This window comes from Halarchaeum rubridurum, from assembly GCF_014647115.1.
Lineage (GTDB): Archaea > Halobacteriota > Halobacteria > Halobacteriales > Halobacteriaceae > Halarchaeum > Halarchaeum rubridurum.
The window spans coordinates 529,873-551,991 of the sequence record NZ_BMOO01000002.1; the positions used below are offsets into that span (position 1 = coordinate 529,873).

The 22,119-nt window shown below is 68.5% G+C and carries 24 protein-coding genes and 1 pseudogene; 12 read left to right on the forward strand and 13 right to left on the reverse strand.

Features of this window, described 5'->3' with window-relative positions; translation table 11 throughout:
- Positions 1 to 377: 377 nt before the first annotated feature.
- Positions 378 to 1,826 carry a 2,5-dioxovalerate dehydrogenase gene (xacF, locus tag IEX84_RS05975; protein WP_188870830.1) on the forward strand — a complete coding sequence of 483 codons (1,449 nt, stop codon included), beginning with the start codon at positions 378 to 380 and terminating at the stop codon, positions 1,824 to 1,826.
- 138 nt (positions 1,827 to 1,964) lie between these two features.
- Here xacF and IEX84_RS05980 read toward each other — a convergent pair whose 3' ends face one another.
- Positions 1,965 to 2,738: an SDR family NAD(P)-dependent oxidoreductase gene (locus tag IEX84_RS05980; protein WP_188870832.1), complete on the reverse strand. Its 774-nt coding sequence runs from the start codon at positions 2,736 to 2,738 to the stop codon at positions 1,965 to 1,967.
- Positions 2,739 to 2,836: 98 nt separating this feature from the next.
- Between IEX84_RS05980 and IEX84_RS05985 the strand changes: the two genes are divergently transcribed.
- Positions 2,837 to 3,877 (forward strand): zinc-dependent alcohol dehydrogenase, encoded by a 1,041-nt coding sequence (locus tag IEX84_RS05985; protein ID WP_188870834.1) that lies wholly within the window; start codon positions 2,837 to 2,839, stop codon positions 3,875 to 3,877.
- Between the two features lie 147 nt (positions 3,878 to 4,024).
- Here IEX84_RS05985 and IEX84_RS05990 read toward each other — a convergent pair whose 3' ends face one another.
- Positions 4,025 to 4,894 (reverse strand): fumarylacetoacetate hydrolase family protein, encoded by an 870-nt coding sequence (locus IEX84_RS05990; RefSeq protein ID WP_188870836.1) that lies wholly within the window; start codon positions 4,892 to 4,894, stop codon positions 4,025 to 4,027.
- A 194-nt stretch (positions 4,895 to 5,088) separates the two neighbouring features.
- Between IEX84_RS05990 and IEX84_RS05995 the strand changes: the two genes are divergently transcribed.
- Positions 5,089 to 6,264 carry an enolase C-terminal domain-like protein gene (locus IEX84_RS05995; protein WP_188870838.1) on the forward strand — a complete coding sequence of 392 codons (1,176 nt, stop codon included), beginning with the start codon at positions 5,089 to 5,091 and terminating at the stop codon, positions 6,262 to 6,264.
- Positions 6,265 to 6,509: 245 nt separating this feature from the next.
- Here IEX84_RS05995 and IEX84_RS06000 read toward each other — a convergent pair whose 3' ends face one another.
- The 6 genes from IEX84_RS06000 to IEX84_RS06025 all read right to left on the reverse strand — a co-directional run bounded on the left by IEX84_RS06000 (position 6,510) and on the right by IEX84_RS06025 (position 14,171).
- The gene (locus IEX84_RS06000) at positions 6,510 to 7,271 is read right to left on the reverse strand and encodes an IclR family transcriptional regulator (protein WP_188870840.1); all 762 of its coding nucleotides are present in this window, start codon (positions 7,269 to 7,271) and stop codon (positions 6,510 to 6,512) included.
- A gap of 432 nt (positions 7,272 to 7,703) precedes the next feature.
- Positions 7,704 to 10,067, reverse strand: a complete 2,364-nt coding sequence (locus tag IEX84_RS06005) for a heavy metal translocating P-type ATPase (protein ID WP_188870842.1) — start codon at positions 10,065 to 10,067, stop codon at positions 7,704 to 7,706.
- Positions 10,068 to 10,085: 18 nt separating this feature from the next.
- Positions 10,086 to 10,643: a hypothetical protein gene (locus IEX84_RS06010; RefSeq protein WP_188870844.1), complete on the reverse strand. Its 558-nt coding sequence runs from the start codon at positions 10,641 to 10,643 to the stop codon at positions 10,086 to 10,088.
- Between the two features lie 3 nt (positions 10,644 to 10,646).
- A complete protein-coding gene (locus IEX84_RS06015; RefSeq protein WP_188870846.1) occupies positions 10,647 to 12,326 on the reverse strand; it encodes a b(o/a)3-type cytochrome-c oxidase subunit 1 in 1,680 nt (559 codons plus the stop codon).
- Positions 12,323 to 12,928, reverse strand: a complete 606-nt coding sequence (locus IEX84_RS06020; RefSeq protein ID WP_188870848.1) for a cupredoxin domain-containing protein — start codon at positions 12,926 to 12,928, stop codon at positions 12,323 to 12,325. Before IEX84_RS06020 ends, IEX84_RS06015 begins: the two co-directional genes overlap by 4 nt.
- A 4-nt stretch (positions 12,929 to 12,932) precedes the next feature.
- The gene (locus tag IEX84_RS06025) at positions 12,933 to 14,171 is read right to left on the reverse strand and encodes a halocyanin domain-containing protein (protein ID WP_188870850.1); all 1,239 of its coding nucleotides are present in this window, start codon (positions 14,169 to 14,171) and stop codon (positions 12,933 to 12,935) included.
- 172 nt (positions 14,172 to 14,343) lie between these two features.
- Here IEX84_RS06025 and IEX84_RS06030 point away from each other — a divergent pair, with 172 nt between their 5' ends.
- Positions 14,344 to 14,532, forward strand: a complete 189-nt coding sequence (locus IEX84_RS06030; protein WP_188870867.1) for a hypothetical protein — start codon at positions 14,344 to 14,346, stop codon at positions 14,530 to 14,532.
- Between the two features lie 23 nt (positions 14,533 to 14,555).
- On the opposite strand, the gene IEX84_RS06035 is transcribed toward IEX84_RS06030, so the two are convergent.
- Entirely contained in the window at positions 14,556 to 14,936 is a 381-nt protein-coding gene (locus tag IEX84_RS06035; RefSeq protein ID WP_229732321.1) for a winged helix-turn-helix domain-containing protein, read from the reverse strand.
- Positions 14,937 to 15,111: 175 nt separating this feature from the next.
- Between IEX84_RS06035 and IEX84_RS06040 the strand changes: the two genes are divergently transcribed.
- The 3 genes from IEX84_RS06040 to IEX84_RS06050 all read left to right on the forward strand — a co-directional run bounded on the left by IEX84_RS06040 (position 15,112) and on the right by IEX84_RS06050 (position 16,575).
- On the forward strand, positions 15,112 to 15,258 hold the full coding sequence (locus IEX84_RS06040; RefSeq protein ID WP_188870871.1) for a DUF7560 family zinc ribbon protein: 147 nt from the start codon (positions 15,112 to 15,114) through the stop codon (positions 15,256 to 15,258).
- 106 nt (positions 15,259 to 15,364) lie between these two features.
- The gene (locus IEX84_RS06045) at positions 15,365 to 15,811 is read left to right on the forward strand and encodes a pyridoxamine 5'-phosphate oxidase family protein (protein ID WP_188870873.1); all 447 of its coding nucleotides are present in this window, start codon (positions 15,365 to 15,367) and stop codon (positions 15,809 to 15,811) included.
- Positions 15,812 to 15,903: 92 nt separating this feature from the next.
- On the forward strand, positions 15,904 to 16,575 hold the full coding sequence (locus IEX84_RS06050; protein ID WP_188870876.1) for a helix-turn-helix domain-containing protein: 672 nt from the start codon (positions 15,904 to 15,906) through the stop codon (positions 16,573 to 16,575).
- 63 nt (positions 16,576 to 16,638) lie between these two features.
- On the opposite strand, the gene IEX84_RS06055 is transcribed toward IEX84_RS06050, so the two are convergent.
- From IEX84_RS06055 to IEX84_RS06065, 3 genes are read right to left on the reverse strand one after another with little or no spacing between them, the layout of a single operon-like run.
- Positions 16,639 to 17,340, reverse strand: a complete 702-nt coding sequence (locus IEX84_RS06055) for a DUF2270 domain-containing protein (RefSeq protein WP_188870878.1) — start codon at positions 17,338 to 17,340, stop codon at positions 16,639 to 16,641.
- 13 nt (positions 17,341 to 17,353) lie between these two features.
- Positions 17,354 to 17,941, reverse strand: coding sequence for a DsrE/DsrF/DrsH-like family protein (locus tag IEX84_RS06060; protein ID WP_188870880.1), 588 nt, complete (start codon positions 17,939 to 17,941; stop codon positions 17,354 to 17,356).
- Entirely contained in the window at positions 17,942 to 18,190 is a 249-nt protein-coding gene (locus tag IEX84_RS06065; protein WP_188870882.1) for a sulfurtransferase TusA family protein, read from the reverse strand.
- A gap of 204 nt (positions 18,191 to 18,394) precedes the next feature.
- Between IEX84_RS06065 and IEX84_RS06070 the strand changes: the two genes are divergently transcribed.
- The 4 genes from IEX84_RS06070 (at position 18,395) to IEX84_RS06085 (ending at position 21,134) form a co-directional block, all read left to right on the forward strand.
- Positions 18,395 to 19,636 (forward strand): MBL fold metallo-hydrolase, encoded by a 1,242-nt coding sequence (locus IEX84_RS06070; protein WP_188870884.1) that lies wholly within the window; start codon positions 18,395 to 18,397, stop codon positions 19,634 to 19,636.
- 79 nt (positions 19,637 to 19,715) lie between these two features.
- Positions 19,716 to 20,195, forward strand: coding sequence for a YeeE/YedE family protein (locus IEX84_RS06075; protein WP_188870931.1), 480 nt, complete (start codon positions 19,716 to 19,718; stop codon positions 20,193 to 20,195).
- Entirely contained in the window at positions 20,195 to 20,653 is a 459-nt protein-coding gene (locus tag IEX84_RS06080; RefSeq protein WP_188870886.1) for a YeeE/YedE family protein, read from the forward strand. The genes IEX84_RS06075 and IEX84_RS06080 overlap by 1 nt, the downstream gene beginning before the upstream one ends.
- Before the next feature lie 79 nt (positions 20,654 to 20,732).
- Complete coding sequence (locus tag IEX84_RS06085) at positions 20,733 to 21,134, forward strand: helix-turn-helix domain-containing protein (protein WP_188870888.1); 402 nt, start codon at positions 20,733 to 20,735, stop codon at positions 21,132 to 21,134.
- Positions 21,135 to 21,158: 24 nt separating this feature from the next.
- Here IEX84_RS06085 and IEX84_RS06090 read toward each other — a convergent pair whose 3' ends face one another.
- Positions 21,159 to 21,560, reverse strand: coding sequence for a DUF302 domain-containing protein (locus tag IEX84_RS06090; RefSeq protein ID WP_188870890.1), 402 nt, complete (start codon positions 21,558 to 21,560; stop codon positions 21,159 to 21,161).
- Positions 21,561 to 21,835: 275 nt separating this feature from the next.
- On the opposite strand from IEX84_RS06090, the pseudogene IEX84_RS06095 reads away from it, so the two are divergent.
- Positions 21,836 to 22,119 (forward strand): annotated as a pseudogene (locus tag IEX84_RS06095) (superoxide dismutase); the annotation flags it as partial.

The window sequence follows — 22,119 nt, forward strand, 5'->3', positions numbered from 1 at the left end:
CCGCTCTCCGGTCACGCTTCTACCCTGACTCGACGTGCGCGTCCCGCGCAGCCCTTCGCCCGGCGGCCGTTCGATCAGACGGGACTCGACGGGCGTCCGCTCCCATCGGATTTATCCATATATTCTTGTAAATAGCGGAGACGAATTCCGGATACTGCCGTCTCCCGTTCACCTGTCTCGAAACGACGCCGCCGCCGTCGAACGGCGGGGGGAGACGCGTGATGGGCCGATTCATCCGGTCGAACACCTCGAAGTCCCTCTCAACTCCGTTTTGTCTGTCCGACACTGTGTTCATCTGTGGGAAACGGAGCTCGTGGTACCGCGACACATGCCGGGACCGAAAGACCCCTTTGTCGTGACTCCGAACGAGGACACGTATGGCAGACACGCACCAGAATTACGTCGGCGGAGAGTGGGTGACGGCGAGCACGGGCGAGACCGTGGACGTCGTCAACCCCGCGAACCCGACGGAGGTCGTCACCACCTATCAGGAGTCGAGCGCCGCCGACGCGGCGGACGCCGTCGACGCCGCCGCGGATGCCGCCGACGCGTGGGGTGACACGCCCGCGCCACAGCGCGGCGACGTCCTGCGCGAGGTGGGCGACATCCTCGCCGACCGCAAGGAGGAGCTGACCGAACTCCTCACCGACGAGGAGGGGAAGACGCACGCCGAAGCCGGTGGCGAGGTCCAGCGCGCCATCGACATCTTCCACTACTACGCCGGGAAGACCCGCGACATGGGCGGCGACGTCAAATCGCCGAGCGGCTCGAACACGAACCTCTACACGGTCGACGAGCCCGTCGGTGTCGTCTCGCTCATCACGCCGTGGAACTACCCGATTGCGATTCCCGCCTGGAAGATGGCGCCCGCGCTCGCCGCCGGGAACGCGGTCGTTCTCAAGCCCGCGTCCGTCGCGCCCGGTCCCGCACACGCCATCGTCGAGGCACTCGACGAGGCCGGCATCACGGACGGCGCGGTCAACCTCGTCACCGGCCCCGGGAGCGAAGTCGGGACCGAGTTCGCCACCAACGACCGCGTCGACGCGGTCTCGTTCACCGGTAGCAGCCAGGTCGGGAACATGGTGTACGACCAGGCGACGGACGACCAGAAGCGCGTGCAGATGGAGATGGGCGGGAAGAACCCGACCCTCGTCATGGACTCCGCGGACGTCGAGGACGCCGCGGACATCGTCGCCGGCGGCGCGTTCGGTGTCACCGGCCAGGCCTGTACGGCGACGTCGCGCGCAATCGTCCACGAGGACGTCTACGACGAGTTCGTCGACGCCATCGTCGAGCGCGCCGCGGACATCGATATCGGCCCCGGCGACGAGTACGAGATGGGACCGCAGGTGACCGAGTCCGAACTCGAAGGCACGCTCGAATACATCGACATCGCGGCGGACGAGGGCGCAGCGCTCGCCGCCGGTGGCGAGCGACCCGAGGGTGGCCGCTTCGAGGACGGCTTCTACGTCGAACCGACCGTCTTCACCGACGTCGAGCGCGACATGCGGATCGCCCAGGAGGAAGTCTTCGGCCCGGTGCTCGCCGTCATCCCCGTCGCCGACTACGAGGAGGCCCTCGACGTCTGCAACGACGTCGAGTACGGCCTCGCGGCCAGCATCGTCTCCAACGACCACTCCGAGATCAACCGCTTCAAGCGCGACGTCGAAGCCGGCGTCGTGAAGATCAACGAGGCGACGACCGGCCTCGAGCTCCACGTGCCCTTCGGCGGCTTCAAGAACTCCTCCAGCGAGACGTGGCGCGAACAGGGTGACGCCGGTCTCGACTTCTACACGATCTCGAAGACCGTCTACGAGAACTACTGAAGCGTCCCCGGGCCGCCGTCGGCCCCGACTCCACCCCCTGCACCTCCCCTTCTCGCGTTCGTCCTCACTCGACCGGGCAGTCGTCTCCGCTGCCGACGAAACGGGTTGGCGGCGTCGCCGCCACTCCGGTGTCCCGCCTCAGAACGCGCTGTCCGCGAACCCGCCGTCGACGGTGATGACCTCGCCGGTCACGTACGACGACGCGTCGCTGGCGAGGTACACCGCCGCGCCGACGATCTCGTCGCGCTCGGCGACGCGGCCGAGTATCGCCCGCTCGTCGATACGCTCGCGCTTCTCGGTACCCTCGGCGTACGTCTCGGCGTTCTGCGGCGTGATGACGAACCCGGGCGCGATGGCGTTGACGCGGACGTCGGGAGCGAGTTCCTTCGCGGCCGCGCGCGTGAACGCCTCGACGCCGCCCTTCGCCGCCGCGTACGCGGGGAGGTTCGCCATCGAGAGCCGCGCGGCCAGCGACGAGATGTTGACGATGCTCCCGCCCTCGTCGAGCGCGGGCGCGAACGCCTGCGTGACGCGGCGGACGCCGTCGAGCGCGACGTCCGTCACGAAGTCCCACTCGTCGTCGTCGATGCCGACTACGGTCTCGCGCGAGATCGCGCCCTGCGAGGCGACGACGATGTCGATGCCGCCGAACGCCTCGACCGCGGCGTCCCGGACCTCGGCCAGCGACGCCGGGTCGGTGACGTCGCACGTCACCCGCGTCGTCTCGGCACCGCGCGCTTCGAGTGCGTCGCTCGTCTCCGCGACCTTCTCCTCGCTGCGACTCGTCGCGACGACGTCCGCGCCCTCGCTCGCGAACCCGAGCGCGATCGCCTGTCCGATGCCGCTCGTTCCACCCACGACGACCGCGCGTTTGTCGGCGACACTGACCGGTGTGTGTTCGTACTCAGCCACAGGTGTGCTGCGGAAACGCGACGTATCACGATTGCGGAACACGCGGATATTGACGCCGACCCCATAGAACTATGATTGATGACGGACGACGCGTAGGTATGCGAGGCTTAGCGAAAGTCGAGCGGACAGCCGGCGCGATGGAACTCGCCGAACGCGACCGACCCACCCCGGCCGCCGACGAGGCGCTCGTCGAGGTGGAATACGCCGGGCTCTGCGGGAGCGACGCCGGCATCTACGAGTTCGAGTCGGCCTTCGAGCGTATGGACCTCCCGAACGTCATCGGCCACGAGTACTGCGGCACTGTCGTCGAGACCGGCGACGCCGTCACCGGGTTCGCCGTCGGTGACCGCGTCGTCGAGCGCCCGATTCGCGGCTGTGGCGAGTGCTATCAGTGCCGCATCGGCGAGTCGAACGTCTGTCAGGACGCGGTCATCACGGGCGTCGACCACGACGGCGCGTACGAACGCTACATCGCGGTCCCCGAGGACGCGCTCCACCCCGTCCCGGACGACGTCGAGTCGAAACACGCGGCCGTCGTCGAGCCGACGAGCATCGCCGCGCGCGCCGTCATCGAGAACTCGCGCGTCGGCCCCGGTGACCGCGTGCTCGTCGAAGGGCCGGGCCCCATCGGCCAGCTGACCGCGCAAGTCGCCCGCGCGCAGGGCGGGGACGTCGTCGTCTCCGGCGTCGGCCCGGACACCGAGTATCGCCTCCCGCTCGCGCGCGACCTCGGGTTCGAGACGGCCACGGTCGGTGAGGACCTGGCCGAAAAGCGCGACGCGATGACGGACGGCGTCGGCTACGACGTCGTCTTCGACACCACCGGTCATCCCTCCGGGCTGACGACCGCCGTCGACGAAGTCCGGAAGGGCGGGCAGATAGTGCTCGTCGGGCAGACGGGCGAGACCACGATGCCGTACTCGCCGCTCGTCCGCTCCGAAATCGACCTCCAGTGCTCGTACGCGTCGATGTACGAGGACTTCGAGCGCTCGCTCCGCATGATTCGGAGCGGCGAAGTGGACGCCCAGACGTTCGTCGACGACCGGTTCTCACTGCTCGACGCCGACGCGGCCTTCGAGGCGTTCGTCGACGGCGAGACGGTCAAACCCGTCTTCGACGTCTCCGAACTCTACGAGTGACGTGACCGCGGTGGCGCGTCCGCGACGGTGGGACACGCCGTTCCGGACCGATGGGCCGTGAGGAAACGCCACGACGCACCGTCCCGCGCGGAAGCCGTCCGTCGTCGTGCGTGTCGAGTCGATGCGGCGCGTCGGTCGTGGTGGTGTTCAGACCGTCCGAACGCCGTTGGTGAGTGTGCCGATTCCCTCGACGGTGATCGACACCACGTCGCCCTCGGCGAGGTCGAAGTCGTCGTCGGGGACGATTGAGGTGCCCGTGAGGAGGACGGCGAGTTCGGGGACGGCGTTGTGTCGCGTGTAGTACTCGGCGAGCTCCTCGCACGTGCGGACCATCTCGGCGGTCGTGGTCTCGTCGGCGTACACCTCCTCACCGTCGCGCGTTATCGACATGGACATCGTGAGGTCGTGGGGGTCCGGGATGTCGCCGGTGCTGACGATGCACGGGCCGATTGCGCAGCATCGGTCGTACACCTTCGCCTGCGGGAGGTAGAGCGGGTTTTCGCCCTCGATGTCCCGGCTCGAAACGTCGTTCCCGACGGTGTAGCCGATGACGTCGCCGCGATACAGGACGACGCCGAGTTCGGGCTCGGGGACGTTCCAGTGCGAGTCGGCGCGGACGCCGACGTCCTCGCCGGGGCCGACGGTTCGCGACGGTGTCGCCTTCAAGAACACCTCGGGACGCTCGGCGTCGTAGACGTCGACGTACATGTCCGGTGTGTCGCTCTCCGCCTGGCGCGCTTGCTCGCTTATCTCGTAGGTGACACCGGCCGCCCACACCTCCTCGGGGACGGCGGGGAGGCCGCGCTCGTCCGGGGCGCTGTTGCCGTCGAGCGTGGGCGCGTCGTCGATTACGTCGCCCGCGAGGTCGTCGATGGGGACGTCGGCGACCGACGCGGCGCGCGCGAGGTCCCGGAACGCCTCCAACTCGGGTTTCGCGGCCGTGAGGTCGTAGTACGTCCCGTCCGTTTCGGCGACGAGGTGACTCTCGGTACCGCGGTCTCGCTGCTGGTATCGCATACGCCCCCTATCTCAGTTCCCCGTGTTAGCTCTTGTGTTGATTCGCCGGGACCGCACCCCCGCGTCGGAATCGGTCGAAGTCGGCGACCACGTCGAGGCCGAAGTCGAGGGCGTCGGGACCCTCGAACACGGCGTTCACGCTCCGTAGACGGCCGGTCGCCAATCTTTATGGCTTCTGCGCGACTAGGTCACGCATGGCACCTCAAATAACCCGAATAGAGAGCACCGAGTTCGCGTACGACCTGGCGGACGTCGGCACCGACGAGCACGGGTTCAACCTCGTCTACGAGCCGGGGGAGACGACGACGCGGAAACTGTTCGCGCTCCGGATTCACACGGACGCGGGCGTCACGGGCGAGTACGTCGGCGGGAACTCGCCGGCCGCGGCGCAGATCAACACGTTCGCGGACTACCTCGTCGGGAAGAACCCGCTGGAGCGCGAGAAGCACTGGAGCGAGATCAAACGCGCCCTCCGCAAGTACGACCGGATGGGGATGGGGCCCATCGACATCGCCCTCTGGGACTTCGCGGGCAAGTACTACGACGCGCCGATCCACGAGCTCCTCGGGACGTATCGCGAGCGCATCCCCGCGTACGCGTCCACGTATCACGGCGACGAACACGGCGGGCTCGACTCGCCCGCAGCGTTCGCTGACTTCGCCGAGGAGGCGCGCGACATGGGGTATTCGGGCTTCAAGATTCACGGCTGGGGCGGTGGCGACGCCGCGCGCGACCTCTCGCGGGAGATCGGCGCCGTCCACGCGGTCGGGGAGGCGGTCGGCGACGAGATGGACCTGATGCACGACCCGGCGTGCGAACTGGAGACGTTCGCGGACGCGCTGAAACTCGGGCGCGCACTCGACGAGGAGGGCTTCTTCTGGTACGAGGACCCGTTCCGGGACGCCGGGATCAGCCAGCACGCCCACCGGAAGCTCCGGCAGAAACTCGACACGCCGATCCTCCAGACGGAGCACGTCCGGGGACTGGAGAGCAAGTCCGACTTCGCGGCGAGCGAGTCCACCGACTTCCTCCGCGCGGACCCCGAGTACGACGGCGGTATCACGGGCGCGATGAAGGTCGCGCGCGTCGCCGAGGGCTTCGGAATCGACACGGAGTTCCACGCACCCGGCCCCGCACAGCGCCACTGCATCGCCGCCACGCGCAACGCGAACTACTACGAGATGGCGCTCGTCCATCCGGACGCGGCGAACACGACGCCGCCCGTTTACGCCGGCGACTACGAGGACCAGTTCGAGACCGTCGATAGCGACGGCACCGTCCCCGTCCCCGACGGTCCCGGCCTCGGCGTCACCTACGACTGGGACTACATCGAGGCGAACAGCACGGGGAGTCGCCACGTCTACGACTAGGGCGACTCGCCTCGATGGACGCCGTCACGCCACCCAGCGTGCGGTGGGTACGTACGCGTCTCGCGGGCACGAACCGGTGGTCGTCGTGATAGCCGGTGTCGATTCGGGTCGTCGCGGACCGCCGAAACCGTTCACCAAGGCAGAACGGATTCGGTGGCGTCGTTCCACCCGGTCGTCGACGGCCGCCGATGAGTGTTCATCAGGGCCGAACGACGAATCGCCACCGAGCGTCGCCGCGAGTCGACCTACGAGTACGTCATGTTGAGCTCGATCACGTTCGCGGTGTCGCGGAGGGCGTCCGGGATGTCGGTGTCGAATCGCTCGCCCTGCATTCGGCTCGTCGGCCCGGAGAGACTGATCGCGCCGACGACCTCCTGCTCCGGCGTCGTTATCGGGGCGGCGACGCAGCGCAGGCCGTCGAGTCGCTCCTGCCGGTCGTAGGCGTAGCCGCGCTCGCGGACCGCGTCCAGCTCCTCACGAAGCGCGTCGCGGTCCGTGATCGTCTGCTCCGTCCGTGCCGGCATCCCCATCGTGTCGAGAATCTCCGTGACGCGCTCCGACGGCATGTACGCGAGGATCGCCTTCCCGAGCGCCGTACAGTGGAGGTGTACCTGCATCCCCGCGTGCGTGTCCAGGTGTACCGCGTCGTCGCCCCGCGCCAGATAGAGATAGACGCCGCGCCCGTACTCCTCGACGGAGAGGTTCACCAACTCGCCCGTCTGCTCGGCCAGCGAGTCGATCTCCGGTTTCGCGATGTCGTATATCTTGAGCCGACTCCGGGAGTACTCGCCCAACTTCAGGAACCGCAACCCAACGTTGTACACCTCGTCGTGCTTCACCACGTACTCGACGTCCCGAAGCGTGTTGAGGTGGTTGTGGACCGTGCTCTTCGGGAGGTCGAGTTCGTTCGAGAGCTCCGTCACGCCCGCGCCGTCGAGGCGGACCAGCGCCTCCACGATGTCCAAGCTGGTCCGGGTCGCCTGCACCGTCGGATTTGGCGTGTCCATACCGACCCGGTTCCGCACAGACCCACTTAATCCTGTTCGTCCTAGTAGAACAGGCGTTCCGTTTCACCGAGCGGGGTCGGCGTGCCGCGAGCGCGCGAACCGTCGCCGAGTCCGACGTCACGCAATCGTGCGGTGCGCACGCGACGAACGGTTTACGTGGATAACGGCGTAAAGACGGACGGGCGGTCGAACGGTCCGTTCGCACGTCTCGAGCGCTCCGTCATCATCCGACTCGGCCGTGACGACGGCCTCTCGCCGCCGACAGGACCCGCATATCGTGGAAGGAACTCGAACGTCACCGCGACGCAGCTCTATATCGCCAAATGAAATTTATCAACTCTCGTCTATGTACTCTCCATGCTTTGTGGTGGTTATCTGTCCCCGACAACACCACACAAATTCTAAGAAAATAGACTGTATCGCTCCACTCACTCAGAAGAGAGCGCGCGTGCTGTTCGCCACCACGAGGAGGCTACTCGCCCCCATCGCGGCCGCGGCGACGAGCGGGTTGAGCAGGCCGGCGAGCGCGAGCGGGACCGCGAGTGCGTTGTAGCAGAACGCCCACGCGAGGTTCTCGCGGGTCCGCCGGCGGGTCGCACGGGCGACGCCGAGGAGCGCAGGGAGGGTATCGAGGCTGTCGCTCGTGACGACGGCGTCCGCGGCGTCGACGGCCAGCGCGGTGGTGTCCCCGATGGCCACGCCGAGGTCGGCGGCGGCGAGCGCGGGCGCGTCGTTCGTCCCGTCGCCCACCATCGCCACCGTCTCTTCGGCCCGAAGGCGGTCGACGACCGACGTCTTCCCCTCCGGGGGCACGCCGGCGAACACCTCGTCGACTCCGGGGTGGTCGCGGAAGCGCTCCGCGGCGGCGCTCTCGTCGCCCGTGAGGACGACGATGCGATGGGTCGCCGCGAGGTCTGCGACGACGGACGACCACTCCGAGCGGGGTTCGTCGCCTGCGACGGCGACGGCTCGTGCGACGCCCGCGGTCCCGACGACGATTGGCACGAGGCCGTTCGCGTCGCCGCGGTTCGCCCTCGCGGCGAGCGCGTCGGGGAGTGTCCACCCCTCGCTCTCGAAGAGCGCGGGTCGGCCGACGAGGACGCGCTCGCCGTCCACGGTGCCGCTGACGCCCGTCGCGTGGCGCTCGACGTCGCTGATCGTGTGTTCGTCCGTCGTGTCGGCGTACGCGCAGACCGCGGCGGCGACCGGGTGGTCGGCGTACCGTTCGAGCGCCGCCGCGGCGTCGAGAGCATCGGCGTCGCCGGCCACGTCCCGAACGCGCATCTCCCCGGTGGTGAGCGTCCCCGTCTTGTCGAAGGCGACGACGTCGACGTCGGCACCCCGCTCGAACACCCCCGAATCCGCGACGACCGCGCCGCGCGCGAGCGCGCTTCGGACGCCGTTCGAGACGGCGAGTGGCGTCGCCAACCCGAGCGCGCACGGACACGAGACGACGAGGACGGTGAGCGCGGTGAGGACGGCGGTGTCGATGGCGGTACCGAGGGCGAGGTACGCGACGAACGCGCACGCGGCGAGCGCGAGGACCGCGGGCACGAAGACCGCCGCGATGCGGTCGGCGAGGTGCTGGACGCCGCCGTGCGTGCTCTGGGCCTCCCAGAGGGTGGCGACGATGCGCTCCATCGTGCGCTCGGCCTCCGTGACCTCGATGGTCACGCCGCCGGCGACGAGGACGCTGCCACCGACGATGTCGTCGCCGGGTTCGACCTCGCGCGGGTTCGACTCGCCAGTGAGGAGCGACTCGTCGATAGCGCCGTCGCCGTCCGTGACCGTCCCGTCCAGGGGGACGCGCTCTCCCGTCGAGACGACGACGCTGTCGCCGACGCCGACGTCGTCGAGCGCGCGTTCCTCGGTCCCGTCGGCGGTGACGACCGACGCGGTGTCGACGCGCTCGGCCGCCACGTCCGCGAGGCCCGCATTCGCTCTGTTTTTCACCTTCGTCTCCCAGTGCTCGCCCGCGGTGACGGCGAGGACGACGACGACGGGGATGTCGAAGTACACCTCGACGCCGCCCGTGAGCAGGACGGCGAGGCTGTAGACGAACGCGGCGCTCGCGGCGAGGGCGACGAGGAGGTCCATGTTCGGCCGGCGCGCGCGCAGGCTGACGAGCGCGCCCCGGAAGACCGGGTAGCCTGCGAACGCCGTCGCCGCGCCCGAGAGCACGGCGACGTTCCAGAGGAGGTACTGGCCGCCGACGCCGCGCGGGTCGAAGAACGGGACAAGCGGGTCGCCGCCGAGGGAGAGCGGGTAGAGGAAGACGACGTACCAGAGCATCACCATCATCCCGAAGAAGCCGCCGGCGAGCAGTCGGACGCCCGTCGTGAGCGCCTCCTCGGTATCACGCTCGGCGCCGGGGTCGGCGACCCGGTAGCCGTAGCCCGAGAGCACGTCCGCGACGCCGGCCGCGTCGCGCGACTCGGGGTCGTAGACGACCTTCAGCGCGTCGTTCGCGTAGCTCGCCGCGGCCTCGTAGACGCCCTCGGTGTCGGCGGCGCGGCCTTCGAGGAACGCCTCGCACGTCGCGCAGTGCATGCCGTCGACGGCGAAGTACGCCGTCTCGGCGCCTTTCGGGGGCTCGTCCCCGCTCTCGCCGGTGCTCTCCCGGACCTCCTCGCGGACGGTCTCGGGGTCCGCGTCCGCGACCGCGCTCGCGTCGCCGAGGGTGCGCGCGACTTCGAGGCAGCCCCGACAGCAGAACGCGCCGTCGACGCCCGCGTCGGTGACGGGCGGGTCGGGCGTCGGGAGGTCGCAGAGCGTACAGCGCGTCTCGTCGGTCATGGCGTGGAGCGGGGAGGGTTACTGCGTGGGGACCGGCGCGAGTTGGACGGTCCTCTCCGAGGGCTGATTGCCGATGGTGACCGTCGTCTCGACGCTCGCGGGCGTCGCGTCCGCCGGGAGGACGTACTCCGCCGTGAAGCTCGTCGTCTCGCCGGGCGCGACCGGGTCCGTGGTGTAGCCGCCCTCGACGGTCTCGCCGCCGTCGGTGGTGACGGCCCCGAGGGCGAGGCGGTAGGGCGCGTCCGTGGTGTTGCGGACGGCGACCGCGAGCGTGAGGCGCCGCCCGTCCTCGACGGCTTCGAGGGCCGCGTTCTGGAGTTTCTCCCGGGTGTTGAGGTCGGGGCGGAGGTCGCCGCCGATTCCGACGGAGACCCCCGTTGGTTGCGTCCACGCGCTGTTCTCGCCGAAGTCGTTCTGCAGGAGGCCGACGAGGGTCTCCGTCTCGACGACGATTGGAATGGCGATGCTGACCGGTGCGAGGTAGCGGACGAACGACCGGCGACTCCAGACGTCGTTCTCGGTCGCGGCGTCGCCGTCGCCCGCGTCGTCGCTCGGGGTGGGTGCATGTTCAGTCATGGTTCAGGCTGGGATGGGGGCGCTTCCGGGTGCGAACAGGCCGTTCTGTACCATCGCGGCGAGCGGCGGGCCGTACGCGATGAGGAGCAACAGGACCGTGAGCGCGACCCAGACGCGGAAGTCGTCGAGGACGCGCGGGCTGTGCTCCGGCCCGGAGAGCGCGCTCGGGATGTGGCCGTTGACGGCGAGCGGCTTCGCGCCGCGCTCGCCGAGCCACGTCGAGCCGACGACCGCGAGGAAGCACAGGAGCGAGGCGAAGAGGAGGAACGCCCCGCCGACCGTCTGCAGGTGGAGTTCGCCGATGGACGCGATGGGGGTGTTGAAGATCACCTGCTCGTACTGGGGTTCGGAGGTGCGCCGCGGGACGCCGGCGAGACCGATGCGGTGCATCGCGTTCGACATGAAGACCATGCCGACGAACCAGAGGTACGGTTGGACGGCGGCGAGCGTCCGCAGGCGCAGGCGCTTCCCGGTGAGCTGCGGGAGTAGCCAGTACGTGATGGCCATGAAGGTGAGCGCGACGGCGGTGCCGACGGTGAGGTGGAAGTGGCCGGGAACCCACATCGTGTTGTGGACGAGCGCGTTCACGTTCAGGCCGGCGTTCACCATCCCTCCGAAACCGCTCGCGGCGAACGCGAGGCCGGCGAGCGCGATGCCGGAGAACGACGGGTTCTCCCACGGGAGCGCGCGGAGCCAGCCGAATCGGCCCTCGCCGCCGCGCTGGCGGGCGCCGTGTTCCATGCTCGCGACGACCGTGAACGCGGTGAGGAGGCTCGGCAGGAGGATGAAGTACGTGCTCGTCATCTGCACGAACTTCAGGCCCTGCGAGAGCCCCGGATCACCGTACTGGTGGTGGACGCCGACGGGCGTGCTCAACACGAGGAAGAGCACGAAGACGACGCGCGCGAGCGGGTCGCTGAAGAGCCGTCCACCGGAGAGCTTCGGGAAGATGGTGTACCAGACGAAGTACGCGGGCAGCAGCCAGAAGTAGACGACGGCGTGCCCGAAGTACCAGAAGAGCGTCCGGGTGAGCAGCGGGTCGACACGGGGGATGAGCCCGAGCGACCACGGCAGGAGGAAGACGACGACCTCGACGGCGACGCCGAGCGTGCAGACGAACCAGAGGAGCATCGTCGAGACCGCCATGAACGTCTGGAGCGGGATGCGCTCGTCGGGGTTGTCGGCGCGCCAGTCGCGCAGCGTGAGGACGTAGTCGACGCCCGCGCCCCACGAGCCGACGACGAGGAGCGCGAGGCCGAGGTAGAAGGTCGGGCTCGCCTCCAGCGGCGCGTAGAAGGTGTAGAGGACGGCTGCGTGCGTCGGGATGAAGCCGACGATACCCCCGAGGATCGAGACGAACGCCAGCAGGGTGCCGAGCGTCATGAGGGCGAGCCACCCCCACGTGAAGCGCAGGTCGCGAAAGCCCGTATCGAGGCTGCGCGTGACGCCCCACGCGAAGAGGCCGACGATGAAGAACGTCGTGAAGACGAGCGCCATCAGGACGCCGTGGGCGGTGAGGACCGAGTAGTAGTCGACCGCCGAGAAGAGCGAGCGACTGTACCCCGTGCGGAAGAGCGCCTGCAGGACGCCGAGCGCGCCGCCGAGGCCGATGGAGGCGAACGCGACGGCGAACGCCGTGCGGACGACGCGCGCCTCCCCGGGGAAGTCGTCGACGTACGTCATGCCGACACCTCCGGTGGCGCGACGGCCGGACTCGCGTCGGCGCTGGCCGTCGCGCTCTCGCTCGTCGCGTTCGCCCCACTCGTGTTCCCCGCCGCGCCGCTCTCGTTCCGTGGGAGCTCGTCCGCCGGGACGACGACGAGCTGGCCCGCCATGCTCTGGTGGCCCGCGCCGCAGTACTCGTGGCAGACGATGCCGTACGACTTCGGTTCGTCGAACTCGGTCGTGAGCTTCGTCACCTGTCCGGGGATGACCATGGCGTTCAGGTGCGTGCCGACGACGTCGAAGCCGTGGACGACGTCGGGACTCGTGACGTAGAGCGTCACGGTGGTGTTCGCGGGCACCATGACCGGCTCCTGGCTGCCCGGCTGGAAGAGGAACTGGCGGGCGACGACGGTCACGACGTAGTGGTCGTCGCTCGCCCAGTGCCCGCCGGGGTCGGCGAACCGCGTCTCCTCCAGTGCGTTCGGGTCGAGTTGCTGGCCGGTGTCACCGACGGTGCCGACGCCCATGCCGGCGACGCCGTAGACGATGGAGGCGACGAGCCCCACGATGAACACGAGCGATACGGCGATCCATATCTTTTCGAGTCTGTGTATCTCCATGGTGTTAGCCGAAGATGTGCGGGCCGTTTCCGAGGAACTCGACGAAGTACATGAGCGCCCACGCGACCGAGATGATCACGAAGTAGACGGCGAGGAGGGTCGCCGTCCCCCACGGGTCGTACTCGTCGTGGCCGAGTTCGCGCTCGGGCGTCGCGGGCGGTGCTTCCGGCGTCTCCGGCGGCGGGCCGGCCTCGCCGCGGCCGAGGAGGCCGTCGAACGCGCCGGCGCGGTGGTAGTCCCAGAGGAGATACGCGAGGATGGACGGGATGGCGACGACGGACGGCCCGGCGATCCACGCGACGTTCCACCAGTTGAGGTCCGGGAGTACGCCGCCACCGCCCCCGCCACCGCCGGCGGCGCTCGTCCCGGTGACGAAGATGCCGCCCTTCATCCCCATCGAGAGGTGGGGCGTACAGTAGTAGGTGTACGTCCCGCTCGTCTCGAAGGTGTGCGAGTGGGTGTACCCCTCGTTCTCGATACTGCTGACACCGCTCCAGCTCGACCCGGTGGGTTTGGACTCGACCTGAATGTCGTGGGTGTTCGACACCCACTCGAACGTCACCTCGGTCCCGGGCGAAATCTTCACCGCCGGTGGCGCGTAGGCGTACGAGCCGCCGTTGCCGTCCGCGCCCACTTGGACGGTGACCGCGTCCTGGCCGGTCTTGTCGACGGTCGAGCCGTCGTAGTTCCCGACGGCGCCGCCCCGCGCCGAGTCGGTGAACCACTCCCCCCACTCCGGGCTCGTGCTTCCACCGCCACCGCCGCCGCTTCCGCCGACGACGATGGCGCCCTTCATCCCGAGCGAGAGGTGGGGCGTGCAGTAGTACTTGTAGACGCCCGCCGTCTCGAAGGTGTGCGAGTGGGTGTATCCCTCGTTCTCGATGGTGTCGACGCCCTCCCAGCTCGCGCCCGAGGGGGCGGACTCGACTTGGATGTCGTGGGTGTTCGACACCCACTCGAACGTCACCTCGGTCCCGGGCGAAATCTTCACCGCCGGCGGCGCGTACGCGTACGACCCACCGTTGCCCTGTGCGCCGACCTGGACGGTGACCGCGTCCTGGCCGGTCTTATCGACCGTCGTCCCGTCGTAGTTCTCCGTCGCGGCCCCCCTCGCGTCGCCCGTGAACCACCCGCCGTATGGGTCGGAGGCGGCCGCCGAGAGCCCGGTGCTCGCGCCGAGGGTCGCGGCGACGGCGCTCGCGTCACGGAGGAACCGCCGCCGGCTGTACCGCCGATCAGACATCGTGACCACGGGTCGGAGCCGACCCCGGTCTCGGTGACGTCGCCCTCGCGGCGAGCGGTCGTAATGCTCCCATGGGCGGACGTCGACCGACCGCGGACTTATCGTATCGGGACCTTCTATCCTGCTGGGAATACCCGACAGGCCTTATCCGGTCGACGAGAGACCACCGCGTATGGTCGACGTTCCGCTCCACTGGCTCACCGTGCTGGTGTCGCTCGCCGCCGTTCCCGCCGCGGTCTACCTGTCGGTGAACCGCGACCCCGTCGTCGCGCTCACGTTCGTCAACATCGCCCTCGTCGCGGGGCTCCTCTACCGGTGTTTCGCCCCCGGCGAAGAGCGCGCGACGGCCGAGCACACCTGAACCGCCGAGGCTTCGAGGCGACGTCATCGCGGCACCGGCTCGGGGTTCGTCGCGCCCCGTTCGCGGTGCGAGACGCGGACCCTGATCCGTCCGCTCTCGTCGATGTCGAGTTCGACGTCGTCGACGAGTCGGCGATACTCGCTGATCGGCTTCTGGCCGCAGCGGGCCCGGGTTCGCTCCTCCAGTAGCCCCGCCTCCCTGAACAGGCTGAGCTTCCGATACGTCGTCGAGAGCGGGATGTCGAACGTCTCCGAGATTTCGCGCGCCGTGCGGGCGCGCTCGCTCGTCGCGTCGAGGATCGCGTGTCCATCGTCCCCGTTGAGGGCCGCGAGGAGCGACTGCACCGTCTCCGGCGCCTCGATGACCGTCACCGATTCCTCGGACTCGTCGGCTGTGCGTGCCACCGTCTTCGACGGCTGAATCATACTCGACCGTACCGGGGCCTGAAGGACCAATCGACAGTCCCGATACTGGGGTAGTTTATATACTCCTCGTCGGCGACGGCACGCGGTGTACCGTTCCCACGCCGTCGAAACGAGAGGGGGATATTTATTACGACACGCCGTGCCATCTCGTACGATGGGTGGCGACGAGAGCACCGAATACACCTTCGTCTGCCCCGAGTGCGGCGAGTCGCTCGACGTGAACGCCTCGATGAGGGACGCGCTCCTCGACAGGGGGTGTGTGATATGCGGTGCATCCGTCTCCCCGTCGGCGTTCGCCTGACCGTCGCGCGCCGTCGCAACGCGGGCCCGCTACCGGTCGTCGCACACCGCGCGGGCGGACAGAGAAATATTCATTTCCCCATCGTGTCTTGACCGAACACGAGCCGATGGCCCTGAACACGCAGACAGAACTCCCACCGGACGAGACGGCCGCGATACTGCGCCGTCACGAGACCGGCGTCATCTCGCTCGCCCGGGACGACGACCCCTACGCGATCCCGATCTCGTACGGCTACGACCCGGACGAGCGGACGTTCTACCTCCGCTTGGTCTCCTCCCCGGAGAGCGAGAAACGCCGATTCCTCGCCTCCACTCCGACGGCGCGCCTCGTCGTCTACGAGGAGGAGACGGACACGTACCGGAGCGTCGTCGCACAGGGCCCCCTCGAGGAGGTCGAGCGGGACGACCTCTCCGTCGAGCACATCGAACAGTACGGCGAGGCGAAACGACCCCTCTTCGAGATATGGGGCGAGGAGAAACGCGACCTCGACATCCACCTCTATCGGCTCGTCGCGGAGACGCTCTCCGGGCGCGAGATAACCGTCGAGCGCTGAGCGCTGAAACGCCTCGCCGACCGCGGACGGGCCGCACGCTCGCGTCTATCTGTGCACTCAAGTACCCGCGCGTCGAAGGGCCGAGTACGGCCATGCCGTCGGGGATTCGGACCACCGTCACCTTCCGCGACGCGGACGTCTGTCCGCTCGCCGCGCTGTCGCAGCGAGCCGCCGCGACCCTCTCCTCCATCGCGGTGGCCGAACGGCACGCGGCCGCCGCACCGCCGTCGCGTGCGCGCGTGGTGGACTTCTCCACCGGGACGACGCCGGCCGCGGTCGACGACGCCTCCGCCGCCGTGGACGCGACTCTCACCCCGCTCTTCGTCCACGGCGAGACGACCCGCTACCGACTCGCGTGCGACCCCGATGCGGGCTGTCCGCGCGCACGCCTCGCCGAACTCGGCTGTCCCGTCATCCGCCACGAGGTCCGCGAGGGCGTGGCGACGCTCGCGTTCTACGCCGAGGACTACGACCACCTCCGCGACGTCGTCGCGGACCTCCGCGAGCGATTCCCCAGCGTGGACATCGAGCGATTCGTCCGTTCGCCCGCGGAGAGCACGCTCGGCGACGACGTCTTCGTCGACGCGAGTCGGCTCACCGACCGGCAGCGCGAAGTCCTCGAAACCGCCTACGAGATGGGGTACTTCGAGCGTCCGCGACACGCCAACGCGACCGACGTCGCCGCGGCGCTCGACATCGACCCGACGACGTTCAGCGAACACCTCGCCGCCGCGCAGTCGAAGGTTTTCGCCGACCTCCTCTGACTCGCGGACGGCGACCATCGCTCCCGCTCGGAGTCGCCTCGTCTACGCGCTGTCGCCGCGGCCTCACTCCTCTTTTTTCCGGAGACGTTCGTCGAGGAGTTCGCCGCGCGCGTGCCACGTCCGGGGACGGTAGGCGACGACGAGCGCGGCGGCGAAGAACGCCGCGACGAGCCCGACGACGACGGGGCCGGGGACCATCCCGACGGCCGCCGTCCGGAGCCAGTACTCGGGGGAGAAGGCGGTGATGCGGACGAGCCACGCGACGAGCAGGACCGCGAAGAGCGGGAGGTAGATGCGTCGGAGGCGGTGTGCGAGGGCCTCCTCGGTGGTGATTTTGAGGACCGGCTTGCGGTAGTCCGCCCCGAGTCGCTCGCGCCACGCGGGGTCGCTGACGTCCTGTGCGGGGTCGAGACCGACGGCCCAGACGTTCTCCTGGAGGACGCGGACGCGCGAGCGCCAGATGTCGTAGCCCCGATAGCGGCGCGCCTCGATGCCGAGGAAGACGCCGAGCGTGGCGACGCCGACGAGAATGATGTAGTGGGGATTGCTCGGACTGGAGAACGCCCACGTGAGGATGGCGGCTATGACGATGACCGCCCAGTCGGTGGTCTTGTCGAGGCGCTCGCGCCAGTACTTCATCCGGTGGACTTCGCCGCGGTAGAGGTGCGCGAGTGCGCTGCTCGGCCCCATGTCCTCGTCGAGGAGCCCCTCCCCGACGTCGCGGAACGCCTCGTCCGTCGGATCGTCCGGGCGGTCGTCGGTCATCGGTGGCTCCGGTTCACACGAGGAGTTGGATGTCGGCTTCGGTCATATCCCGGATGGCGGTGGCGGCACCGACGCCGGTCGTGACGCCGTCGTAGAAGTCGGCCTCGTCGTAGCCCATGAGGTCGATAGTCATCTGGCAGGCCTGGAACTCGACGCCCATGTCGAGACCGGTGCCGAGGAGTTCCTCGATGGTCGCGGTGTCGTTGTCCGCGATGCGCTTTTCCATCATCCGCGTCGTCAGCCGGTCCATCCCGGGGAGCGCGCCGACGAGGTTCGGGACGGGCATGTTCGGGTTGCCGACGGCGCTCAGTTGCAGGTCCTTCGAGCGCTCCTCGTGGAGGATGTCGAGCCCCCAGAACGTGTGGAAGACGGTCACGTCGTAGCCGAACGCCGCGGCCGTCGAGGCGAGGATGAGCGGCGGGTAGGCCATGTCGAGCGTGCCCTTCGTGGCGATTATCGACATCTTCGGTGGCCCGTCGTCGCCGTCATCCGTCGCGGCGTCGAGCTCCGCGACGTGGGCTTCGAGCTCCGCGACCCGCGCCTCCAGTTCCGCGCGACTCGGCGCCGCGCCGTCGTCCGCGGATGGGGTATCGGTGCTCATCTATTCGGTCTTGCGGACGTAGTGCGTGTAGCGCCCGTCGTCCTCGTCCGCGTCCTGGCCGAGGAGCTCGACGCCGTCGGTGGTCTCGGCCCAGCCGCCGAGGTCGCTCACGCTCCCGGGGTCGGTGGCGAGCACTTCGAGGACCGCGCCCGCGTCCAGCTCGTCGACGGCCTGCTTCGTCTTCACGACCGGCATCGGGCAGTTCTGTTCCGTCACGTCGAGCGTCTCGGTGGTTTCGTAGTCGTCCATGGTATTGAACTCACCATCCAATACCGAACCGGCGATGAAAAGCGTATCGGTAGATGTGGACGAACAAGGCAATACCGATAACGGAGCAGGCGCATCTACTACCGTGTAAACGTCTTTGAGGGAGATAGGCGCGAAATAGTATTGTGTATATAGTGTACTTCTATGCAAAGCCTTATTTTCGACTGGACGGTAGTGGGGAGTGTGATGAGCGACGACGCGACCACAGCGGCGGACGACGCGGTCGGGACGGTCACGCCCGAGCGGCTGAAAGAACGCGTGGACGCCGGGGAGGACGTCTTCCTCCTCGACGTCCGGAGCGAGGACGACTACGCGGAGTGGCACATCGGCGGCGAGAGCGTCGAGAGCGTCAACTACCCGTACTTCGAGCTCCTCGACGGCGTCCCCGACGACCTCCGCGACGCCCTCCCGGACGGTCGGCGGGTCACGGTCGTCTGCGCGAAGGGCGGCTCCAGCGAGATGGTCGCCGAGACGCTCGCCGACGAGGGGTACGACGCCGACCACCTCGAACGCGGGATGAAGGGGTGGGCGCGCCTCTACGAGTACGACGAGCTCGACGTCCGCGCGACGACCGCCGCGAGCCGCGGGACGACGAGCGGCGACCGCGGAGCCGGGAGCGACGTGACGGTCGCGCAGTACCGGCGTCCCTCCTCGGGCTGTCTCGCGTACCTCGTCGTCTCGGACGACGAAGCCGCCGTGATAGACCCGCTGCGCGCGTTCGCCGAGACGTACGTGCAGGACGCCCGCACGCTCGGTGCCGACCTCGTCTACGCACTCGACACGCACGTCCACGCCGACCACGTCTCGGGGGTCCGCACGCTCGCCGACGGGACCACGAGCGGTGCGACGGCCGTCCTCCCCGCGGCCGCCGACGCGCGCGGCGTCGACTACGACGTCGACTACGAGACGGTCGCGGACGGCGATGTGCTGGAAGTCGGCGACGTCGAAATCGAGGCCGTCCACACGCCCGGCCACACGACCGGCATGACGACCTATCGCGTGGGGAACGTGCTCTTCACCGGCGACGGCCTCTTTACGGAGAGCGTCGCGCGCCCGGACCTCGAGGACCCCGAAGCCGCCCGGGACGCCGCGCGCACCCTCCACGCGAGCCTCCGTGGACTCATCGAGCGCTTCGACGACGACGTAATCGTCGCGCCCGCGCACTACTCGGATGCCGCGACGCCGAACGACGACGGGACGTACACCGCCGCACTCGGCGACCTCGTCGAGACGATGGACGCGCTCTCGATGGACGAGGACGCGTTCGTCGACTACGTCGTGCGCGACATGCCGCCGCGCCCGGCGAACCACGAGTCGATAATCGCGACGAACCTCGGGTACGAAACCCACGACGACGAGTCGGCGTTCGAACTCGAACTCGGGCCGAACAACTGCGCCGCGAGCGAGGACGCGATGACGGGTGAGTGACGTGTCGGCGCTCGCTTCGCTCCTCGGTGTCTTCGAGCCGCTCGCTCAGCGCGCGGCGTCGTCACCCGCGCTCCCGTCGATTTTCGGCGCGTTCGAGTCGACGCCGTTCCCCAACGGCGTCACGCACTACGCCGTCGGCGGCGCGCTCGTCGGCCTGGGCGTCGCGATCATCTACCTCGCCACCGCCATCACCGCCGGGAACTCGACGTTCCTGGAGACGACGCTCTCCTACGTCTCCGACCTCCCGCGGTTCAACGAACCGACGTACGTCGCGTCGCGCGACTGGCGGGTCGTCCTCGCCCTCAGCACGGTCGCGGGCGCGGGGCTCTACACGCTCCTCCTCGGGAGTCCGTGGACGACCGACGTCGGCTGGTGGCGACTCGCCGTCGGCGGCTTCCTCGTCGGCGTCGGCACGCGCGTCGGCAAGGGCTGCACGATGGGTCACGGCGTCTGCGGGCTCGGCTCCGGCTCGCGCGTCTCGATGGTGAACGTCGCCGTCTTCGTCGGCGTCGCCATCGTCACCGCGCTCGCCGTCGCCGCCGCGGGGGTGAGTCCGTGATGGCGGCGCGCCACCCCCTCTTCTACCCCATCGTAATCCTCGGCGGGCTCGTCGAGGGATTCGGCCTCGCGTACAGCCAGATGGCGAAACCCGAGGTCGTCCTCGGCTTCCTCCAGCTCGACGACCTCGGCCTCCTGCTCGTGATGGTCGCCGCCGCGCTCGTCATCGGCACCGCGATCTTCGCGGGCGTCGCCGTCCTCGGCGAGGCGCCCCTCACGGGGAATCCCTACCGTCGTCGCCTGAAGTCCATGGACCGGACCGTCCTCGTCGGCGGCGCGATCTTCGGCGTCGGCTGGGGGCTCTCCGGCATCTGCCCCGGGGCGGGCTACGCCAGCGTCGGCATCGGGAACTACCCGATCCTCGTCGCCATCGCCGCGATGTTCCTCGGCGCGTACGCGCAGGGCTACTGGCGCGCGCGCACCGCGGACGACGATGGAACGAGCGGCACAGTGGAGTGAACCGCGACCGCGACGACGCCCGTTCAGTCTTGCACCGTCCACGCAAATACTTTTGAGCGCGCGACGCATACACTAAGCAATGCCTGATTCGATGAGCGAGATGCTCCAACAGGACATGGAGTGCGAGGGCCTCCTGGAGTGTTTCCACGGGCTGAAGGCGCTCGACGAGGACATCTTCCGCGTGCTGTGTGAGCGCGAGGACCCGCTCACGGTCGACGAGATCGCCGACGCGGTCGACCGGGAGCGCTCGACTGCCTATCGGTCCGTCCAGCGTCTCCTCCAAGCGGGGTTCATCCAGAAGGAGCAGGTGAACTACGAGCAGGGCGGCTACTACCACGTCTACCGGCCGCGCGACGGCGAGGCAATCGCCCAGGAACTCCAGCGGACGCTCAACGACTGGTACGCGAAGATGGGTCAACTCATCGGCGAGTTCGAGCGGAAGTACGGCGACGAACCGGAGCCCGCGGCCGCCGAGAGCTGACGCGAATCACCGATTAGTGACGCGTCACTCGTCGGCGTCGTTTAGCGAGTCGAGGACGCGCTCGAAGCGCTCGCGGACCTCGGTGGCGACCTCGTCCAGCGCCGGGTTGTCGACGGATTCGAGGAGCACTACGGGGTCGACTGCGCGCACGGCGACGGTCCCGTCGTCGGCCTCGTAGACGACGACGTTACACGGGAGGAGCGCCCCGAGGCCGGGTTCCGCTTCCAGCCCCTCGTGCGCGAGCGGCGGGTTGCAGGCCCCGAGGATGCGGTACTTGCGGAAGTCGACGTCCAGCTTCGCCGCGAACGTCGCTTCCACGTCGACGTCGCAGAGGACGCCGAACCCCTCCTCGGCGAGCGCGTCCTCGGTCCGCGCGACGACGTCCTCGAACGACCCATCGACGTCGGCGTCCAGAGTATAGGACATACTGCACAATACTAGATGGGGTGACTTAGCGTTTGCGTGAGGGCCCTCCCAAACTTATCTACCATATGTACCTTATGTACCTTAGCTACCGTAGCTACGATGCACTCCCTGCCGCTGCTCCATCGGATATATAGGAAATCGTACTAATTATTCCGAAGATGTCCGACATCACCCCAATACACGTCCCCGCTCCACTACTCTACCTATCAGATACGGTACTGAAACGCGATACAGAGAACGTTCATACGGGTCGCGGTCCTCCACACGGTTGCAACATGAGCGATTACGAGCTGCCGGCGCTGCCGTACGAGTACGACGCACTGGAACCCTCGATCAGCGAGCAGGTGCTGAACTGGCATCACGACACGCACCATCAGGGGTACGTGAACGGCTGGAACAGCGCCGAAGAGACGCTGGCGGAGGCCCGCGAGGAGGGTGACTTCTCGGAGTCGGCGGGTGCGATCCGGAACGTGACGCACAACGGCTCGGGGCACGTGCTGCACACGCTGTTCTGGGAGTCGATGGGTCCCAACGGCGGCGACGAGCCGGCCGGCGCGCT

Excerpts from the sequence above, each read along its gene's own strand:
- xacF (WP_188870830.1), top strand. The coding sequence starts at position 378 with ATGGCAGACACGCACCAGAATTACGTCGGCGGAGAGTGGGTGACGGCG.
- IEX84_RS05985 (WP_188870834.1), top strand. The coding sequence starts at position 2,837 with ATGCGAGGCTTAGCGAAAGTCGAGCGGACAGCCGGCGCGATGGAACTC.
- IEX84_RS05990 (WP_188870836.1), bottom strand. The coding sequence starts at position 4,894 with ATGCGATACCAGCAGCGAGACCGCGGTACCGAGAGTCACCTCGTCGCC.
- IEX84_RS05995 (WP_188870838.1), top strand. The coding sequence starts at position 5,089 with ATGGCACCTCAAATAACCCGAATAGAGAGCACCGAGTTCGCGTACGAC.
- IEX84_RS06000 (WP_188870840.1), bottom strand. The coding sequence starts at position 7,271 with ATGGACACGCCAAATCCGACGGTGCAGGCGACCCGGACCAGCTTGGAC.
- IEX84_RS06005 (WP_188870842.1), bottom strand. The coding sequence starts at position 10,067 with ATGACCGACGAGACGCGCTGTACGCTCTGCGACCTCCCGACGCCCGAC.
- IEX84_RS06010 (WP_188870844.1), bottom strand. The coding sequence starts at position 10,643 with ATGACTGAACATGCACCCACCCCGAGCGACGACGCGGGCGACGGCGAC.
- IEX84_RS06015 (WP_188870846.1), bottom strand. The coding sequence starts at position 12,326 with ATGACGTACGTCGACGACTTCCCCGGGGAGGCGCGCGTCGTCCGCACG.
- IEX84_RS06020 (WP_188870848.1), bottom strand. The coding sequence starts at position 12,928 with ATGGAGATACACAGACTCGAAAAGATATGGATCGCCGTATCGCTCGTG.
- IEX84_RS06025 (WP_188870850.1), bottom strand. The coding sequence starts at position 14,171 with ATGTCTGATCGGCGGTACAGCCGGCGGCGGTTCCTCCGTGACGCGAGC.
- IEX84_RS06030 (WP_188870867.1), top strand. The coding sequence starts at position 14,344 with ATGGTCGACGTTCCGCTCCACTGGCTCACCGTGCTGGTGTCGCTCGCC.
- IEX84_RS06040 (WP_188870871.1), top strand. The coding sequence starts at position 15,112 with ATGGGTGGCGACGAGAGCACCGAATACACCTTCGTCTGCCCCGAGTGC.
- IEX84_RS06045 (WP_188870873.1), top strand. The coding sequence starts at position 15,365 with ATGGCCCTGAACACGCAGACAGAACTCCCACCGGACGAGACGGCCGCG.
- IEX84_RS06050 (WP_188870876.1), top strand. The coding sequence starts at position 15,904 with ATGCCGTCGGGGATTCGGACCACCGTCACCTTCCGCGACGCGGACGTC.
- IEX84_RS06055 (WP_188870878.1), bottom strand. The coding sequence starts at position 17,340 with ATGACCGACGACCGCCCGGACGATCCGACGGACGAGGCGTTCCGCGAC.
- IEX84_RS06060 (WP_188870880.1), bottom strand. The coding sequence starts at position 17,941 with ATGAGCACCGATACCCCATCCGCGGACGACGGCGCGGCGCCGAGTCGC.
- IEX84_RS06065 (WP_188870882.1), bottom strand. The coding sequence starts at position 18,190 with ATGGACGACTACGAAACCACCGAGACGCTCGACGTGACGGAACAGAAC.
- IEX84_RS06070 (WP_188870884.1), top strand. The coding sequence starts at position 18,395 with ATGAGCGACGACGCGACCACAGCGGCGGACGACGCGGTCGGGACGGTC.
- IEX84_RS06080 (WP_188870886.1), top strand. The coding sequence starts at position 20,195 with ATGGCGGCGCGCCACCCCCTCTTCTACCCCATCGTAATCCTCGGCGGG.
- IEX84_RS06085 (WP_188870888.1), top strand. The coding sequence starts at position 20,733 with ATGCCTGATTCGATGAGCGAGATGCTCCAACAGGACATGGAGTGCGAG.
- IEX84_RS06090 (WP_188870890.1), bottom strand. The coding sequence starts at position 21,560 with ATGTCCTATACTCTGGACGCCGACGTCGATGGGTCGTTCGAGGACGTC.